Annotated in this window: 18 protein-coding genes; 13 read left to right on the top strand and 5 right to left on the bottom strand. The window is 40.4% G+C overall.

The window, feature by feature from the left end:
- Positions 1–80: 80 nt before the first annotated feature.
- From AACV01_RS02075 to AACV01_RS02065, 3 genes are all read right to left on the bottom strand, one after another.
- Complete coding sequence (locus AACV01_RS02075) at positions 81–1814, bottom strand: methyl-accepting chemotaxis protein (protein WP_161682343.1); 1734 nt, start codon at positions 1812–1814, stop codon at positions 81–83.
- 455 nt (positions 1815–2269) lie between these two features.
- On the bottom strand, positions 2270–3961 hold the full coding sequence (locus AACV01_RS02070; protein WP_046334862.1) for a methyl-accepting chemotaxis protein: 1692 nt from the start codon (positions 3959–3961) through the stop codon (positions 2270–2272).
- A gap of 325 nt (positions 3962–4286) precedes the next feature.
- Complete coding sequence (locus AACV01_RS02065; protein ID WP_049197489.1) at positions 4287–6218, bottom strand: ABC transporter ATP-binding protein; 1932 nt, start codon at positions 6216–6218, stop codon at positions 4287–4289.
- Between the two features lie 121 nt (positions 6219–6339).
- On the opposite strand from AACV01_RS02065, the gene kefG reads away from it, so the two are divergent.
- The 4 genes from kefG to slyD all read left to right on the top strand — a co-directional run bounded on the left by kefG (position 6340) and on the right by slyD (position 9685).
- Positions 6340–6900, top strand: a complete 561-nt coding sequence (kefG, locus tag AACV01_RS02060) for a glutathione-regulated potassium-efflux system ancillary protein KefG (RefSeq protein ID WP_004246884.1) — start codon at positions 6340–6342, stop codon at positions 6898–6900.
- On the top strand, positions 6890–8752 hold the full coding sequence (gene kefB / locus AACV01_RS02055) for a glutathione-regulated potassium-efflux system protein KefB (protein WP_004249119.1): 1863 nt from the start codon (positions 6890–6892) through the stop codon (positions 8750–8752). The genes kefG and kefB overlap by 11 nt, the downstream gene beginning before the upstream one ends.
- A gap of 4 nt (positions 8753–8756) precedes the next feature.
- Positions 8757–8960, top strand: a complete 204-nt coding sequence (locus tag AACV01_RS02050) for a YheV family putative zinc ribbon protein (RefSeq protein ID WP_004246886.1) — start codon at positions 8757–8759, stop codon at positions 8958–8960.
- Between the two features lie 89 nt (positions 8961–9049).
- On the top strand, positions 9050–9685 hold the full coding sequence (gene slyD, locus AACV01_RS02045; RefSeq protein WP_020946361.1) for a peptidylprolyl isomerase: 636 nt from the start codon (positions 9050–9052) through the stop codon (positions 9683–9685).
- Between the two features lie 71 nt (positions 9686–9756).
- On the opposite strand, the gene AACV01_RS02040 is transcribed toward slyD, so the two are convergent.
- Positions 9757–9975, bottom strand: coding sequence for a SlyX family protein (locus AACV01_RS02040; protein WP_004246888.1), 219 nt, complete (start codon positions 9973–9975; stop codon positions 9757–9759).
- Positions 9976–10311: 336 nt separating this feature from the next.
- Between AACV01_RS02040 and fkpA the strand changes: the two genes are divergently transcribed.
- The gene (fkpA, locus tag AACV01_RS02035) at positions 10312–11061 is read left to right on the top strand and encodes an FKBP-type peptidyl-prolyl cis-trans isomerase (RefSeq protein ID WP_004246889.1); all 750 of its coding nucleotides are present in this window, start codon (positions 10312–10314) and stop codon (positions 11059–11061) included.
- Positions 11062–11113: 52 nt separating this feature from the next.
- Here the strand turns inward: fkpA and AACV01_RS02030 are convergent, their stop codons facing one another.
- Positions 11114–11995, bottom strand: coding sequence for a DMT family transporter (locus AACV01_RS02030; RefSeq protein WP_161682341.1), 882 nt, complete (start codon positions 11993–11995; stop codon positions 11114–11116).
- 618 nt (positions 11996–12613) lie between these two features.
- Between AACV01_RS02030 and AACV01_RS02025 the strand changes: the two genes are divergently transcribed.
- From AACV01_RS02025 to tuf, 8 genes are all read left to right on the top strand, one after another.
- The gene (locus AACV01_RS02025; protein ID WP_004246891.1) at positions 12614–13318 is read left to right on the top strand and encodes a helix-turn-helix transcriptional regulator; all 705 of its coding nucleotides are present in this window, start codon (positions 12614–12616) and stop codon (positions 13316–13318) included.
- 9 nt (positions 13319–13327) lie between these two features.
- A complete protein-coding gene (gene tusD / locus AACV01_RS02020; protein WP_004246892.1) occupies positions 13328–13720 on the top strand; it encodes a sulfurtransferase complex subunit TusD in 393 nt (130 codons plus the stop codon).
- A complete protein-coding gene (gene tusC / locus AACV01_RS02015; RefSeq protein ID WP_004250083.1) occupies positions 13720–14088 on the top strand; it encodes a sulfurtransferase complex subunit TusC in 369 nt (122 codons plus the stop codon). The genes tusD and tusC overlap by 1 nt, the downstream gene beginning before the upstream one ends.
- 30 nt (positions 14089–14118) lie before the next feature.
- Positions 14119–14412, top strand: coding sequence for a sulfurtransferase complex subunit TusB (gene tusB, locus AACV01_RS02010; protein WP_004246894.1), 294 nt, complete (start codon positions 14119–14121; stop codon positions 14410–14412).
- A 127-nt stretch (positions 14413–14539) separates the two neighbouring features.
- On the top strand, positions 14540–14914 hold the full coding sequence (gene rpsL, locus AACV01_RS02005; protein ID WP_004246896.1) for a 30S ribosomal protein S12: 375 nt from the start codon (positions 14540–14542) through the stop codon (positions 14912–14914).
- A gap of 99 nt (positions 14915–15013) precedes the next feature.
- Positions 15014–15484 carry a 30S ribosomal protein S7 gene (gene rpsG, locus AACV01_RS02000; protein ID WP_004246897.1) on the top strand — a complete coding sequence of 157 codons (471 nt, stop codon included), beginning with the start codon at positions 15014–15016 and terminating at the stop codon, positions 15482–15484.
- A 79-nt stretch (positions 15485–15563) separates the two neighbouring features.
- Complete coding sequence (gene fusA / locus AACV01_RS01995; protein WP_012368509.1) at positions 15564–17678, top strand: elongation factor G; 2115 nt, start codon at positions 15564–15566, stop codon at positions 17676–17678.
- Positions 17679–17745: 67 nt separating this feature from the next.
- On the top strand, positions 17746–18930 hold the full coding sequence (gene tuf / locus AACV01_RS01990) for an elongation factor Tu (RefSeq protein ID WP_012368508.1): 1185 nt from the start codon (positions 17746–17748) through the stop codon (positions 18928–18930).
- Positions 18931–18932: the final 2 nt, after the last annotated feature.

The following is an 18932-nucleotide window of genomic DNA, read 5'->3' as shown; positions in this document are numbered from 1 at the left end:
ATAGGTAGAGATCTTACAGATAATATAAAACACCTCATTTTTATGAGGTGTTGATATACATATAAATAGATTAGCACTTGTTAAAAACTTGTCCAATCATCATCATCATCTTCATCTTCTTTGAATGTCGATTGGTTATGGTTTTTTGGCTCTTTTATTCTTGAGTCTTGTTGATTTTCTTTTATGGGCGATAACCCAATATTTGCTGATTTCTCAACGGGTTTTGCTAATGTGCTCTTCTTCGAAAATAGACTTTCCGCTGTTTTAAATTGCTCAACAATTTGCTCAAGATCACCCGCCTCTTCGGTTAGTAAACTTGCTACAGCAGAAGATTGCTCCACCATTGCGGCATTTTGTTGTGTCGCTTTATCCATTTCAGTGACGGCTAAGGAGACTTGAGAAATGCCTCGCGTTTGTTCTTCTGATGCAGATAGGATCTCAGTCATTGAGCTTTCAACATGTTTAACTGATGTGAGGATCTCATCCATTGAAGTACTGACTTGTTCAACCAGTTGATTACCTTGTTTGACGCGGTTAATCGACGCATCAATAAGCTCTTTGATCTCTTTTGCCGCCTCTGCACTGCGTTGCGCCAATTCTCTTACTTCTGTGGCAACAACAGAAAAACCACGTCCTTGCTCTCCTGCTCTGGCTGCTTCTACCGCAGCATTGAGTGATAATATATTGGTTTGAAAAGCAATGCTGTTGATAACCGCTGTGATCTCGCCAATCTTTTGAGAGCTTTGTGCAATATCGTTCATGGTTTTTACCATTCTATGGGTAACATCCCCCCCTTTACTGGCAATATTAGAGGTTTGATTGATAAGGTGTGATACTTCACGAGCACTTTCAGTATTATTTTTTACTGTGGCGGTTAGTTGCTCCATACTAGAAGCGGTTTCTTCTAAAGCACTCGCTTGCTCTTGAGTACGACTAGATAGATCATTATTACCAGCACTGAGCTCTTGTACACCATTATAAATATGATGACTTGTTCCGCGAATAGCATTGACTATCAGTGATAATTCAGACCGCATATACTGTATTCCATTAATAAGTTGGTCTATCTCATTATTACCTTTGGCTTTTATGGTGCTATTTTCAAGTAAATTCCCTTGTGAGATATCTGACATATAATCAATGACTTGTTTAATACGTAACACGATATGGTGGCGTATCCACAACATGACAAACACCGTAAATAAGATAAATACCGACATAAAAATAAACGCGAAGATCAACGCGCGTTGGTAATTACCCTGTGCGGCTTCTATAGCGTGGTTGACGACATTATCGCTAAGATGATCCGTTGCCTCATAAAGTGATTGTGTGAAGCGCTCATTCGTATTGTGAGCATAAAGAGATTGGAAACCGTAATAATCTCGTATTTCTAAACATGAAACGAGCTGGTCAAGATCGTAAATGACACGCTGAAATAGTTTTTTCATTTTCGCCACTTTTTCGCGATCAAAATCGGCATTTTCAGCGGAGGTAAAATATTGGGTAATAATGCTAGAGACTTCTTTTTTTCGTTGAGGGTAAGAGGAGAGGAAATCTGTAATTTTGCTTTCAGCAAGATCTGGGGTGAGATGAGCATCAAACATTACATTAAGCATATCTTCACGTAATTTATTTAATGCGGCATAACCATAATCCATGGTTTTTATCTGTTCAAAACCATCGGCTAACTGTGAAATTCGCTTATTAGTTAAATAAGCATCACGAATGCCTGTAGCACCAGAAAACAACTGAATGGCACAAAACAAGATCAAAATAAACATTAAGCCACTAGATATTTTTATTCGTTTAAGCATAGCCTTACCTATTTCATTAATTTGTAGGATAAAGAGCAAGGAACGACAAACATACATCAGTTAAATTTATTCGGCTTAATAATTGAAAACTTTACTTTTTTTATCTATTTTGTGACTGAAAACGACTTATTTTGCTTTTTTTCGCTTTAATTAACCGCTAATAACTAAAATTTTCTAATGATTGGTGTAAGGTGCTAGGGGAAAAAAATGATTTATTAGCAAGGCGAATTATTAGTAATTAAAAGTTTCTAATGATTGATGAGAAAGAAAAGTATCAGCAATCAAAGTGCTGTCTGACTTTTATAACCTATATAGAATGGGAAAATTTATAATTGATTTTAAGAAATACCTCCAATCTTATTTGATTGAAGGTATTAACGGTAAAGGTCTTTAATACAGATGTAACGTGTTGTTTAAACTTTGTCGCAGGTTAATATTATTGTAGGTTATTTAGCTTAAAAACTTTCCCAATTGTCATCGGCTTCATGATGATGGGATTTTATTGTGGATGTTGTTGCTGTTTTTGTTATTTCCGGTTCAGCTGGCTTAGCCGAGAATGTTGGTGATCGTGGTGATGTAACCGCGACTTGTTCTACCTTGAACGTATTTACAATCATATCTAACATTGAGGCTTGTTCACTTAGTGTTGCTGAAGCCGCTGTAGATTGTTCCACCATCGCGGCATTTTGTTGTGTCGCTTTATCCATTTCATTAACTGCAAGGCTAATCTGAGCAATGCCACGAGTTTGCTCTTCTGATGCTGCTAAAATCTCTTTCATCGAGCCTGATACATGGTTAACCGATGTGACGATCTCTCCCATAGATAAGCTGACTTGTTCGACAAGATCATTACCCTGTTTTACTCGTAAAATAGTTGATTCAATGAGTTCTTTTATCTCTTTTGCCGCCTCCGCACTACGTTGCGCCAAATTACGTACCTCACTGGCTACCACAGAAAAACCGCGTCCTTGCTCACCGGCTCTGGCTGCTTCTACTGCGGCATTGAGTGCTAATATATTGGTTTGAAAAGCGATATCATCAATCACTGCGGTGATCTCACCAATTTTTTGCGAACGATCGGCAATGTCTGTCATGGTCATCACCATCTTATTGCTATGCTCGCCACCTTGAACGGCAATATCTGCTGTGCTCATGACTAATTGAGTGACTTCACGTGCGCTTTCGGTATTATTTCTGACTGTTGCAGTAAGCTGTTCCATACTGGAAGCTGTTTCTTCTAAAGCACTAGCTTGCTCTTCGGTACGACTTGATAAATCGTTATTACCCGCGGCAATTTCTTGAACACCACTATAAATCGTTGTACTACTGTTACGGATAGCGCTAACCATTTCTTTTAAGCGTGCTCGCATTTGTTGTAAACCCAACATAAGTTGGTCAATTTCATTGCGGCCTGTAATATCATGGTCAATGCGACTAATTAAATCTCCACTAGCAATCGCCTCTTGATATTCAATCATTTGGTTAATGCGTACAATAATATGTTTACGGATCCAAAAGAGCACTAATGTCGTAAATATCAGGAATATGCCCATGAATAGGGAGGCTATCCATAGCATCTCGTGATAGTTATCTTCTGCTTCAATCACTGACGGATTAACAACGTCATCAGTAATGAAATCTGTTGCTTCATATAATGAATTAGTAAAGTTATCGTTGGCTGGGCTTTTTAAGATCAAACGAATTGCATTGGTATTACGTTCATTTAAATATTGCACAAGAAGATCTAAGTCATAACGACTTTTTTGATAAAGTTGTTTGATCTCAGCCATGCGTTGCTGATCAAATCCAGTTTGTGCAGATAGTTCGACATATTCATTCATCAACGTATCCACCTCTGCCTTACGTGCATCCATCGTTTGTATGAATGTAGTAATATTGGCATCTTCCACCTGTGGATTAGCAATATAACTAAACGCCTGCGCAATAATATCAGTACGTAAAGTATTTAACGCCGCGTAGGTGTTATCCATAGTGCGTAACTGGTCGAAACTGTATGAGATTTTTTTTAATTTGTTTTGAGTTTGGTAGGCATCGTGAATGCTTTGTACTCCAGATATTACCTGAATAATACAAAACAGAGTCAGGACACACATTAAACCTTGAGAGATTTTAATTCGTTTTAACATAACCCTACCTATTAGCTTGGCCTTTTTCTTCGCCAGTGGGAGCTCCACTTAGCAGAATGATTAATTCGGCTGGTAGATTAAAAACTTTAGCTAGAAAATGAGTATTTCCCTTACTTAATACAAATAATGGGTAAATAAATGATAGATAACTATTTAAATTGGATAATTGCGTACAAGGTGAGGATATAATTTTGTGTAAAACGTGCTACTGTGACAGGAAATAAAGGCGTTAAGTTAAATGAGTTATATAAATTTTTTAAATGTATTTTAATGAAAAGGAACTATATTATTTAATAGTTCCTTTTTAGGCATTAATGAAAAATAGTTATTGAGACTCAAAAGCGTTGGTCATCTCTTCTAGTTTTTCTTGTAATTCCATCCACGCCATCTCAACTTCTTCTAAAGCCGATTTGGCAATACTTTGACGGCTTAAGCAATCGGTAAGTGTCGCCTTGTTCTTCGCTTCATAAATTTGACTATCAGAAAGCTCAGTTTCGATGGCGGTCAGCTCTTGGCTAAGCTTATCCATTTTACTTTCTAATGTGGTGAGCTTTTTGCGCAAAGGTTGAGTTTGTTGTCTAAACTCCGCCTCTTTACGCTTTTGCTCTTTTTTATCTTGAGCCGTTAAGTTAGAGGCGTTTGGTGTTTCTTGATCGGGTTGCGTTTTATTAGCTTGAGTCTCTTGGCGATTTTGATCAACTAACCACTGCTGGTAATCATCAAGATCGCCTTCGAATGGCTCTACTTGACCGTCATGGACGAGATATAAATCATCTGTGGTTGAGCGTAATAAATGCCTATCATGGGATACCACAACAATAGCACCTTCAAAGCTAATTAGCGCTTGTGTTAATGCTTGTCGCATATCTAAATCAAGGTGGTTGGTTGGTTCATCCATTAGTAGTAAATTTGGGCGTTGCCAAACCAGTAGCGATAAAACTAAACGTGCTTTTTCACCACCAGAAAATTGGCCACATGCATCGGTGACTTTATCACCATGGAAACCAAACCCTCCTAGATAATCACGTAATTTTTGCTCAGTCTCTTGTGGCGCTAAACGGGTTAAATGTTGTAATGCAGATTCATCGGCACGTAAATATTCCAGCTGATGCTGTGCGAAATAACCTAATTTGATCCCTTTGGAAAGGGCAACTTTTCCCTGTAGTGGAGCTAATTCTCCAGCTAACAGCTTAATTAATGTAGATTTACCTGCACCATTACGACCTAAGAGCCCAATTCGTGAGCCGGGAATTAAGTTAAGTTTGATGTTATTAAGGATAATCTTATCACCGTAACCGGCACTGACTTTTTCCATAGACAGAAGCGGGTTTGGTAAGCTTTCTGGTTGGCGAAAACTAAACTGGAACGGGTTATCTGAGTGCGCGGGGGCCACTCGCTCCATACGTTCAAGCATTTTGACACGGCTTTGTGCCTGTTTGGCTTTAGTCGCTTTCGCCTTAAAGCGGTCAATAAAACTTTGTAAATGGGCAATTTTTGCTTGCTGATTTTCAAAGAGTGCTTGTTGTTGTGCCAATTTTGTTGCACGTTGCATTTCAAACGAAGAGTAGTTACCTGAATATTCAAATATTTTCTCTTGTTCAATATGTAAGATTTTATCCACAATCGGATCAAGAAAATCTCGGTCGTGGGAAATTAAAATCAACGTACCATTATAACTTTTTAGCCATTTTTCTAGCCAAATTACCGCATCTAAATCTAAGTGGTTAGTCGGTTCATCAAGTAGTAATAGATCAGAACGACAAATTAGTGCCTGTGCTAAGTTTAAGCGCATTCGCCAACCACCAGAAAATGATTTTACGGGCTCAGTGAGTTGTTGTTGGCTGAATCCCAAACCATTAAGTAATGTGGCCGCACGAGATTGAATAGTCCACGCATTAATAGCATCGAGTTGGCCGTGGATCAGGGCAATAGCATGACCATCGTTATTGTCGTTCGCCTGTTGTAGACGACGCTCCAATTCGCGGTATTCTCTATCACCATCAATAACATAATCAATGGCAGGAACGTCTAAAGCGGGTGTCTCTTGATTTACCCATGCCATTGACCAAGTGCTAGGAAACGTCACATTACCCGCTTCAGCTTGTAGATCCCCTTTTAATAAAGAGAGCAGTGTGGTTTTGCCACAGCCATTTTTACCCACAAGACCAATCTTTTGTCCTGGATTAATCGTTGCGCTGGCATTATCAAGTAATACCCTGACACCGCGGCGAATTTGCAAAGAAGAAAAAACAATCATAAATGTCGTCTATTAAGAGTATGTAAATTAATATATAGAGTAAGTTGTTCGTAACAGTTGGTCACAATGCGTGCATGGTAACGGAAAAAAAGGTTTCTGACACGTTTTGTAAGGAGGAATGATGTCAAACGCATCAAATGTTTTACTGGTGTATGTCCATCCCGAGCCGCGTCAATCTATCGCCAATAAAGCGTTGTTGCGTGCGGTGAGGGATCTGGAAAATATAACAATTCATGATTTATATGCCACTTACCCTGATTTTTTTATCGATATTCACCGTGAGCAAGCACTATTGTGTCAACATCAAGTCATTGTATTTCAGTTTCCATTACAAACTTATAGTTGTCCTGCGCTATTAAAAGAGTGGCAAGATAGAGTGCTCACGCGTCCTTTTGCTAATAAAGTTGGACGAGCTCAACTTAAAGGAAAAACATTCCGTTGTGTGGTGACTACTGGTGAGCCTGAACATGCTTATCAACATAATGGTAAAAATCACTACACACTATCTGAATTATTGCGTCCTATCGAGTTAATGGCGGAAATGTGTGGTATGCGCTGGTTATCGCCGATGATTATTTACTCCGCAAGGCAACAGTCCAAAACAACACTAGGGCATATTAGTGATGCTTATCGCCAATGGTTACAAGCACCGTTAGAGGGGGAACACGCGGATGGAAGGTAATTGGATGATAAAAGCCGTGCTGTTTTTCTTATGTGCTGCCGTGATTATGGTCCCCATCGCACAACGCTTAAAAATTGGTGCGGTATTAGGCTATTTAATTGCTGGTATTGCGATTGGCCCTTGGGGATTAGGATTATTTAAAGATGTTGATTACATCTTACACTTTTCTGAATTAGGGGTTGTTTTTTTAATGTTCCTGATTGGGCTGGAGTTAAATCCAGCTAAGCTTTGGGAGTTACGGCGAGCAATATTTGGTGTCGGCGCCATGCAGGTTGTCTTTACTGCATCTATTATCACAGGGCTACTTTTACTCTTAACTTCTTTTTCGTGGCAAGCGGCATTGATTGGTGGCCTAGGTATCGCCATGTCATCAACTGCGATGGCTTTACAATTGATGAATGAAAAAGGAATGAATCATAACGAAGGAGGGCAGTTGGGTTTTGCGGTTTTACTCTTTCAAGATATGGCCGTTATTCCTATTCTTGCGGTGATCCCTTTACTTGCTGGCGAAACAGCCAGTAGTGATTGGTATCGTATTGCCCTAAAAATAGTCTCATTCGCTGCATTATTAATTTGTGGCCGCTATTTATTGCGCCCACTATTTCGCTTAATTGTTAAATCGGGTGTGAGAGAAGTTTTTACCGCCGGTGCGCTATTAGTGGTATTAGGATCAGCACTCTTTATGGAAATGATTGGCTTTTCCATGGCGATGGGAACTTTTATTGCAGGGGTATTATTAGCTGACTCTGAATATCGTCATGAATTAGAAATCTCGATTGAACCTTTTAAAGGCTTATTGCTAGGGTTGTTTTTTATCTCCGTCGGCATGTCCCTCGATATAGGTATATTGTGGCATTATTTACCGCAAGTGTTACTGGGCGTTGTTATTTTAGTCTTGATTAAAGGGTTGGTACTTTATGGTATCGCTTGGTTAGCGAGATTACGCTTTTCGACACGTTTGCAATTTTCAGCCGTATTAAGCCAAGGCGGTGAATTTGCTTTTGTCGTCTTTTCTACCTCTATGGCGATGGGGGTATTAAATAGTGAACAGATGGCATTACTTTTGGTTGTCGTAACGCTTTCAATGATGACTACGCCACTTGTGATGCAAATGACAGACGCCGTGTTATCGCGCCGTTATAATGATGCAAAGATAGACGAAGAGCCTTTTGTTGAAAATAACCATCCAGAAGTGATCCTGGTGGGCTTTGGTCGTATGGGGCAGGTAGTCGGGCGCCTACTTATGGCAAATAAAGTCAATGTGACCGTATTAGAGCATGACGTTGGTAGTTTAAGTACCATGCGTAAATATGGTTATAAAGTTTATTATGGCGATGCGACAGACTTGAATTTATTACGTGCTGCGGGGGCTGAACACGCGAAAGCCATTGTGATCACCAGTAATGAGCCTGAGGCGACAATGGAAATTGTCCATTTATGTCAGCGCCATTTTCCTCAATTACAAATTATTGCCAGAGCAAGAGGACGTGTTGAAGCACATGAGCTGTTAAAAGCAGGGGTGACAGAGTTTAGTCGAGAAACCTTCTCGAGTGCTTTAGAGCTAGGACGTAAAACTTTAATTGAACTTGGTATGCATCCACATCAGGCCTATCGTGCACAACAGCATTTTCGTCGTCTAGATATGCAGTTATTAAGAAAGTTGGTGGACGAATCACCTGAAGAAGTCTCGAATGTTTCACGTGTTAAAGAGGCTCGTCGTGAATTAGAAGAGCTGTTTAATGAAGAGATGAGACAAGAGCACCACCAGCCTGATATTTGGGACGAATCGTTAACTGATGCTATCCCTCAAGTAAATAGAGAAAAAAGACCCATTGATAAACAGGAGAACTGACCCCATGTCTGCAACCCGTAAGCGTTTTATTGCTGGCGCAGTATGTCCCCACTGTCAAGCCCAAGATACACTCAAAATGTGGCGAGAAGATAAAGTGGATATTGTGGAATGCGCTCAATGTGGTCATCAGCAAAGGCAAACAGACGGTGAGGTTAGTGCACTTGTGCGTGAAAATGAACAGGTCATCGGGATCTTTACACCACAATAATTGTAGGTTTTTTTGATATAACCCGATACAGACGATTTATTTTTCGTTACAATCGGGAAAATTTTGCCCACGGGTATGTAGGAGATGTCATGAAAGTAGCAAACGACTTGGTAGTTAGTCTGGCTTATCAAGTAAGAACAGAAGACGGTGTTTTAGTTGATGAGTCCCCGGTGAGTGCACCGCTAGACTATCTACATGGCCGTGGTTCTTTAATCAGTGGTTTAGAAAATGCATTAACGGGTCGTGAAGTTGGTGAGAAGTTCGACGTTGAAGTCGCTTCTGATGACGCATATGGCCAATACGATGAAAACTTAGTTCAACGTGTACCGAAAGATGTTTTTGTTGGTGTTGATGAGTTAGAAGTGGGTATGCGCTTCTTAGCTGATACAGATCAAGGCCCAGTACCAGTAGAAATTACCGGTATTGAGGGTGACGAAGTTATCGTTGATGGTAACCACATGTTAGCGGGTCAAAACCTGAAGTTTCATGTAGAAATCGTTGCTATCCGTGAAGCCACTGAAGAAGAATTAGCTCATGGTCATGTTCATGGTGAAGATGAAGGTCATGAGTGTTGTGGCGGACATGGCCACGGTGAAGAAGGCGGATGCTGTGGTGGTGGTCATGGTCATGGTCACGAGCACGGTGAAGAAGGTGGATGTTGTGGTGGCGGTCATGGAAAAGGTGGTCACGGCCACGGTCATGGCGGTTGTGGTTGCCAACATTAATCTTGTGAAACCATTGAAAAAGGAGCGTGATAACGCTCCTTTTTTGTTCTTGCCTGCAGTCTCACTTGAAGTTAATAATGAGGTGGAGGGGTCTCATCTTCAGGGCGAGCGAGCATTGACGATTGGGATGACTTCAACCGTTCGGTGACGATTTTTAAGGCCTCTTTAAAACGACTAATTTCAATTTGTTGTTGTGTGACCACCTGATTTAACTCTTCGATGGTGGCATCTTGGAAAGCAATTTTACTCTCTAATTGAATAAGTAACTCTTCTATTTCCTTAATGTCCATGGTTTTTTCTCCTTGTTATGTGATGTCATATAATGACTAATATAGTGAATTACTGAGTAAAATTTAATATTATTTACTGATATATACACAGTAAGACATAAATCTGGTTTGAGTTAAAAGACTATTTTGTTAATGTGGTAACACGCTGTGCTGACGAAAATCCTAACATTAACGGTTGTGGGTGTCGGCAAATATTTTTAATTCATATAAAATTGTTACCCGCGGATGAGATCTACTCCGCAACGACAGAAAGAAGTGATGCAAAACGTATTTGCTAAGATTTAAGATGATCGTTTGCAACGCGTAGTGACTCACTAACATAAACTGGAGAACGGGATGAAATCTTTATTAAAAACGACGTTGTTGGCAACAAGTTTAGCATTTGCATTTAGTGCACCTCATGCACTGGCAGAAGAGACAGCTAAAGTACCAACATTAAATAGCGCGTTTAAAACTCAGGATGAGCAGAATGCATATGCTTTAGGCGCGTCAATGGGTCGCTATATGGAAGCTGCATTAACAGAACAAAAAAATATCGGTATTAATTTAGATTCAAAACAATTATTAGCCGGTGTTCAAGATGCCTTTAATAATAAATCTAAATTATCAGATGCAGAAATTGAATTAACGCTGGCAGCTTTTGAAGATCAAGTACGTACGGTTGCAACGGCGAAAATGGAAAAAGAAGCTGCAGAGAATAAAGCTGCTGGTGATAAATTCCGTACAGAATTTGCGGCTGAAAAAGGTGTTGTTAAAACTAAATCAGGCCTACTGTATTTAGTTGAAAATCCAGGTAAAGGTAAAACACCAACAGATGCCGATCGCGTTACTGTGAACTATAAAGGTATGCTGATTGACGGTAAACAATTTGATAGTTCTTATGATCGTAAAGAGCCTTTAACTATTAGCCTGAAAAGTGTTATCCCAGGTTGGACTGAAGGTATGAAATACATTAAAGAAGGCGGAAAAATTAAGTTAGTTATTCCACCTGAATTAGGTTACGGTCAACGTGCAACGAGTGGCATTCCAGCTAACTCAACATTAGTCTTTGAAGTTGAATTGCTGAGTGTTGAAAGCGACAAATAATCAGTTGCTTAATGAAAAAATGCTGGAGTACTATTCCAGCATTTTTGTTTGTTTATTTTATTTTTTCTTCAACAATCATCGAGTTAGACTTTTTAAATACAAAAATAAGGCCAATAATAATGGCACCCATCCCCACTAAACTAAGCCAAGACATTTTATTGCCTAAGAAGATATAATCCATTAACGCAGTTACACCCGGTACCAAATAGAATAAGCTAGTCACATTAACCAGATTACCTGTAGTTAACAGTCGGTAGAGTAGTAATTGTGCCACGACAGAAATAATAATTGCCAGCCAAAGTACGGGAACAATAAAACCAATATCCCAAGATTGCTGCATAGGTTGAAATGGAATAAATAATAAGCATAGCGTTAAACTAACCACATATTGTATCGGCAATGCCTCCATGGGCGCTAATTGTAATTTCTTTTGGGAAATTGCGCCAAAGCTCATACAGAGGAGTGCAATGAGTGCATAAATCATTCCTGTTAATGAGAGTGAAGTATTAAATAAACTCTGCGCGACCACTAATACTAATCCTATCAAAGCAATAAATAGTCCTAATAACCGACTTGCAGTAAAGTGTCGTTCAATGATCCATAAAGTGAGGATCGGCTGAATACCCATAATAGTGGCGAGCATCCCTGGTGTAATACTGTTAGCGAGCGCTAACAAGTAACAAATAGAGTAACCACCGATAATGAGCAATCCAACCCATGCTGTTTTTAAACGGCTTCCTTTAGGGGGAAGAAATTGGCGACGTTGGAGACAAAGTAGGGTAAGAAACAGTAATGCAATAACAAAACGCCAAGTCAAAATGGCAAATGAACTGCCATTATCTAAACCCCAACGAGAAAAAATAGCACCACTACTCCAAAGTAGAACAAAAAGCGTAGTAGGGGCAAACTTTGCCCAATATTGACCTAAAAACATAAGTAAACCTGTAAAAGTGTGTAGAAACAGCAGTAATGTCGAGATAACGGTTATGTCATTCTGATAGGAGAATCAATAGTAATAATCTCTCTACATACATATAGTAATGAATATATTCTAGCCAGATAAATTATAGAAGTGCATAACAGTGCTAAAGGTAAACTGTTTCTCTAGCAACTTTTGCATAAAATAAGCGAGAGAAAATGTAGATATAGTCGGTTTCACCAGCGGATCGATATTTTATGATATTTGTTAAAATTTTTAGATAATTAGCATATTAATAGGGTTAACAACTTCTTAAAATAGCATAATATTTAAATATAACTGGTGTGCTTAGCTTCATTGATCTTTTTCTTGATCCCCGAAATAGGGTAATTTTATCAAGAGAAATGCGTGAGTAATGTAAAAATAGAAAGAAAATAAAGTAAAGCTGTGACCTATGACAAAGCTCTTATTCTAAGACTCTTGACGTAGATCCCTTGACGATTTAACGTCAAGATCGTACAGGACTTTATATTTAAATTTTAATATTGAATTGATTCATGAAGATGAATCATTATAAATAATAAGACCTCAAGTCATTATCATAATTAAAGCCTTTAAGGATTATATAATCAAATGTCTAGCCCGTTATTCTATGGTGACAGCAACGAGTTTGAAAAATTAGATAGCCGACCTTTTACTCAAACTGATCACGAAATTTTAAAGTCATATGAGGCTGCAGTAGATGGTTTAGCCATGTTAATTGGTCATCACTGCGAAATCGTATTGCACTCTCTGGAAGATTTGAAATGTTCAGCGGTTAAAATTGCGAATGGGGAACATACAGGCCGTAAGATTGGTTCACCTATTACCGATTTAGCATTACAAATGTTGCATGATATTACAGATGAAGATTCAAGTTTTTCAAAAGCTTATTTTACCCGTGCAAAAAGTGGCGCTTTGATGAAATCAATTACGATCGCTATTCGTAATCGTGAGCGCCGTGTTATTGGTTTATTATGTATTAATATGAACCTTGATGTCCCATTCTCTGAGATTATTAAAACCTTTATTCCTGAAGAAACGCATGAAGTGGCTTCTGATGTGAATTTTGCTTCTTCTGTCGATGATCTCGTGGCACAAACACTTGAGTTTACGATTGAAGAAGTGAATAACGATCGTGAAGTGGCTAATAATGCGAAAAATAAACAAGTAGTGTTAAATCTTTATGAGAAAGGGATCTTTGATATCAAAGACGCGATAAATCAAGTTGCTGATAGACTGAATATTTCTAAACATACTGTGTATCTCTATATTCGCCAATTTAAAAATGGAGAGTAGAGTAATACGATGAATCTGACATATTGCTTGCTGGTGACTGGGCCACATTATGGTACGGAACAAGCTTCTAGTGCTTATTTATTTGCTAAAGCGTTGCTTGAAAAAGGTCATCACATCGCACAAGTATTTTTTTATCGTGAAGGTGTGTCCAATGCTAATCAATTGGTCTCACCCGCAAGTGATGAATTTGACTTGCCAAAAGCCTGGATAGCATTGGCCTCACGCTACAATATCCCTTTGCAGGTTTGTGTTGCTGCAGCATTACGGCGTGGTGTTGTTGATGAGCAACAAGCTAAAGAGCAGGGCTTACTGAGCAGCAATATGGCAACAAAGTTTGAGCTAAGTGGCTTAGGAGCCCTCGCTCAAGCGATGTTAACTTGTGATCGTGTGGTGCAGTTTTAATGAAGAAAATGAATTCTGTGGCGTTTATCTTTACTCAGGCACCTCATGGTAATAGTGCTGGGCGTGAAGGTTTAGATGCGCTATTAGCAACTTCCGCCTTAACCGAAAATATAGGTGTTTTTTTTCTTTCTGATGGAGTGTTCCAATTACTGGAAAATCAACAGCCTGAAGGCGTTCTTTCTCGTCATCATGCAGCTACATTTAAAGTCCTCCCCTTGTATGATGTGACAAACGTCTATATATCACAAGAAGATCTAGCTCATCGTGGTTTATCGTCACAAACAATGTTTATTCTTGATGCCAAGGTTATAACAGGTCAAGAGATTGCTCAAAAACTGAGTCACTATGATGTGGTATTACGTTTTTAATGATGAGTTAGTCAAGAAGGATGAACGGTTATGTTGTATACTTACTCCGTCTCTATTTACCAAAGTGATTTGGACGCATTTTTGTCTTTATTGACAAAGCATGATGAAGTTTTATTAATCCAAGATGGTGTGTTAGCCGTTCTTGAAGATAATCCTTTATTAATTTATTGTCTGGCTCAGCAAATTTCTGTTTATGCATTAATTGATGATGTTCTCGCGCGAGGCCTAAAAGATCAGGTTTCTCATCAGATTAAACTTATCAATTATGGTGATTTTGTCGATTTAACGGTAAAACACCCCCAACAAATTCACTGGGGCGCGTAGAATTGCTGTATAATTCTTGACACATGAGCTCGTCAGCAATAAAATTCTGCGTCCTCATGTTTTGTCTTGTCGACAAGACAGAGTTCAAATCCGTGTTTACGAAGCAAAAACCAGGAGCTTTTTTTAAATGGCAACTATTAATCAGCTGGTGCGCAAATCTCGTAGCTCGAAAGTTGTTAAAAGCAACGTTCCAGCTCTGGAAGCTTGCCCGCAAAAACGTGGCGTATGTACTCGTGTATATACTACCACTCCTAAAAAACCAAACTCAGCACTGCGTAAAGTATGCCGTGTTCGTTTGACTAACGGTTTCGAAGTTTCTTCCTACATCGGTGGTGAAGGCCACAACTTGCAGGAGCACTCCGTAATCCTTATCCGTGGTGGTCGTGTTAAAGACTTACCAGGTGTGCGTTACCACACTGTTCGCGGCGCGCTGGACTGTTCCGGTGTTAAAGACCGTAAACAAGGTCGCTCTAAGTACGGTGTGAAGAAGCCAAAGGCTTAATGGTTCTCCGTTAAGTAAGGCCAAACATTTTTTCACAATTAATGTCAAAATAAACTCATCGAGTTTTGGACAACCCTGAATTTTAAACGGAGTATTTCCATGCCACGTCGTCGTGTAATTGGTCAACGTAAAATTCTGCCAGATCCTAAGTTCGGATCAGAACTACTGGCCAAATTTGTTAACATTCTGATGGTAGACGGTAAAAAATCTACTGCAGAATCTATTGTTTATAATGCGCTAGAGACCCTGGCTCAGCGTTCAGGCAAAACTGAACTGGAAGCGTTCGAAATCGCATTAGATAACGTACGTCCTACTGTGGAAGTTAAATCCCGCCGTGTTGGTGGTTCAACTTACCAAGTTCCAGTTGAAGTACGCCCAGTTCGTCGTAATGCATTAGCAATGCGTTGGATTGTTGAAGCTGCTCGTAAACGCGGTGATAAATCCATGGCTCTTCGCCTGGCAAATGAATTATCTGATGCGGCTGAAAACAAAGGCGCTGCTGTTAAGAAACGTGAAGACGTTCACCGTATGGCAGATGCAAACAAGGCGTTCGCACACTACCGCTGGTAATCCGCGAAGTAGTCGCAACTCTTTTCAGGACAGCTATGCTGTCCTTTACCTGAATTGAACGCCCACGAGAGAGGAAAAAATGGCTCGTCAAACCCCCATAGCACGCTATCGTAATATCGGTATTAGTGCGCACATCGACGCCGGTAAAACCACTACAAGTGAACGTATTCTGTTTTATACCGGTGTAAACCATAAAATTGGTGAAACTCACGAAGGTTCAGCAACAATGGACTGGATGGAGCAAGAGCAGGAACGTGGTATCACTATCACATCCGCTGCAACTACTGCATTCTGGTCTGGTATGGCTAAACAGTTTGAGCCTCACCGTGTAAACATCATCGACACCCCGGGACACGTTGACTTCACTATCGAAGTAGAACGTTCTATGCGTGTTCTTGATGGCGCGGTTATGGTTTACTGTGCAGTTGGTGGTGTTCAGCCTCAGTCAGAAACAGTATGGCGCCAGGCTAACAAATATCATGTACCACGTATCGCGTTCGTTAACAAAATGGACCGTATGGGTGCAAACTTCTTACGTGTAGTTGAACAAATCAAAACACGTTTAGCTGCAAACCCAGTTCCACTGCAAATCCCAGTAGGCGCTGAAGAAGATTTCACTGGTGTTGTTGACCTGATCAAAATGAAAGCGATTCGCTGGAATGAAGAAGATCAAGGCGTCACCTTCGAATACGAAGACATTCCTGCTGATTTACAAGATCTAGCAGAAGAGTGGCACAACAACCTGATCGAATCTGCAGCTGAAGCATCAGAAGATCTGATGGACAAATATCTGGGCGGTGAAGAACTGTCAGAAGCAGAAATTAAATCTGCGCTGCGTAAACGCGTTCTAGATAACGAAATTATCCTGGTTACCTGTGGTTCTGCATTTAAGAACAAAGGTGTTCAGGCGATGCTGGATGCAGTTATTGAATATCTGCCAGCACCAACAGATGTACCTGCAATTAAAGGTATTTTACCAGATGGTAAAGATACTCCAGCAGAACGTCATTCAAGCGATGAAGAGCCATTCTCTGCACTGGCATTTAAAATCGCAACTGACCCATTTGTTGGTAACTTAACGTTCTTCCGTGTTTATTCCGGTGTTGTAAACTCTGGTGACACAGTTCTGAACCCAGTTAAAGACAAAAAAGAACGTTTTGGCCGTATCGTTCAGATGCATGCTAACAAACGTGAAGAAATTAAAGAAGTTCGTGCAGGTGACATCGCTGCTGCTATCGGTCTGAAAGACGTTACTACAGGTGATACACTGTGTGCAATTGATGCACCAATCATCTTAGAACGTATGGAATTCCCAGAGCCAGTAATCTCTGTTGCTATCGAACCTAAGACTAAAGCTGACCAAGAAAAAATGGGTATCGCTCTGAACCGTCTGGCTCAAGAAGATCCATCTTTCCGTGTATCTAGTGATGAAGAGTCTGGACAGACTATCATCGCAGGTATGGGTGAGCTACACTTAGACGTGTTAGTTGACCGTATGCGTCGTGAGTTTAAAGTTGAAGCGAACGTAGGTAAACCACAAGTTGCTTACCGTGAAACAATTCGCGAAGAAATTACTGACGTTGAAGGTAAACACGCTAAACAATCTGGTGGTCGTGGTCAGTATGGTCATGTTGTTATTGACCTTAGCCCATTACCATCAGGTGGTGAAGAGAACTATGTGTTTGTCAACGATATCGTTGGTGGTGTAATTCCTAAAGAATTCATCCCAGCTGTTGACAAAGGTATCCAAGAACAGCTGAAATCAGGTCCTTTAGCCGGTTATCCTGTTGTTGATATCAAAGCTCGTCTGCACTTCGGTTCTTACCATGATGTTGACTCCTCAGAGATCGCGTTTAAAATTGCTGCATCTATGGCCTTTAAAGAAGGTTTCATGAAAGCAAAACCGATTCTGTTAGAGCCAATCATGAAAGTTGAGATTGAAACGCCAGAAGATTACATGGGCGACGTTATCGGTGACTTAAACCGTCGTCGTGGTATGGTTGAAGGTATGGACGATCTACCTACTGGTAAGATCATTCGTGCACAAGTACCACTGGCTGAAATGTTCGGTTATGCAACTGACCTGCGTTCACAAACTCAGGGTCGTGCTTCATACTCAATGGAGTTCTTGAAGTACAACGAAGCGCCTAGCAACGTCGCTCAGGCTATTATCGAAGCTCGTAAAGCGAAATAAGATCCTTTCGAGTTCAATTTAGTTTACGCTCCCTCTGTGAGAGGGAGCGATATTAAGGAATATAGTCGTGTCTAAAGAAAAATTTGAACGTTCAAAACCGCACGTTAACGTTGGTACTATCGGCCACGTTGACCACGGTAAAACAACTCTGACTGCTGCAATCACTACAGTTTTAGCTAAAACTTACGGTGGTGCTGCTCGTGCATTCGACCAAATCGATAATGCGCCAGAAGAAAAAGCGCGTGGTATCACCATCTCTACTTCACACGTAGAATACGATACTCCAACTCGCCACTACGCACACGTAGACTGCCCAGGTCACGCCGACTATGTTAAAAACATGATCACTGGTGCTGCGCAAATGGACGGAGCTATTCTGGTAGTAGCAGCAACTGATGGTCCAATGCCACAAACTCGTGAGCACATCCTGTTAGGTCGTCAGGTTGGTGTTCCTTACATCATCGTATTCCTGAACAAATGTGACATGGTAGATGATGAAGAGCTGTTAGAATTAGTTGAAATGGAAGTTCGTGAACTTCTGTCTCAATACGATTTCCCAGGTGATGACACTCCAGTAATCCGTGGTTCAGCGCTGAAAGCACTGGAAGGCGAAGCAGAGTGGGAAGCAAAAATTGTTGAATTAGCAGAAGCACTGGATTCTTATATCCCAGAGCCAGAGCGTGCAATTGACAAACCATTCCTGTTACCAATCGAAGATGTATTCTCAATCTCAGGCCGTGGTACAGTAGTTACTGGTCGTGTAGAGCGTGGTATCATCAAAGTAGGTGATGAAGTTGAGATTGTTGGTATCAAAGAAACCACCAAAACAACTTGTACTGGCGTTGAAATGTTCCGTAAATTACTTGACGAAGGTCGTGCAGGTGAGAACGTAGGTGTTCTACTGCGTGGTACAAAACGTGAAGAAATCGAACGTGGACAAGTACTGGCGAAACCAGGCTCAATCAACCCACACAACAAATTTGAATCAGAAGTTTATATTCTGAGCAAAGATGAAGGTGGTCGTCACACACCATTCTTCAAAGGCTACCGTCCACAGTTCTACTTCCGTACAACTGACGTAACTGGTACTATCGAATTACCAGAAGGCGTAGAAATGGTAATGCCAGGCGACAACGTGAACATGATCGTTGAACTGATCCACCCAATCGCAATGGACGAAGGTTTACGCTTCGCAATCCGTGAAGGTGGCCGTACAGTAGGTGCGGGTGTTGTTGCTAAAGTATTAGGTTAATT

This window comes from Proteus sp. G2609, from assembly GCF_963896135.1.
Lineage (GTDB): Bacteria > Pseudomonadota > Gammaproteobacteria > Enterobacterales > Enterobacteriaceae > Proteus > Proteus mirabilis.
Note: the sequence above shows the minus strand (reverse complement) of the source record. Positions and strands in the feature narration are given on the sequence as shown.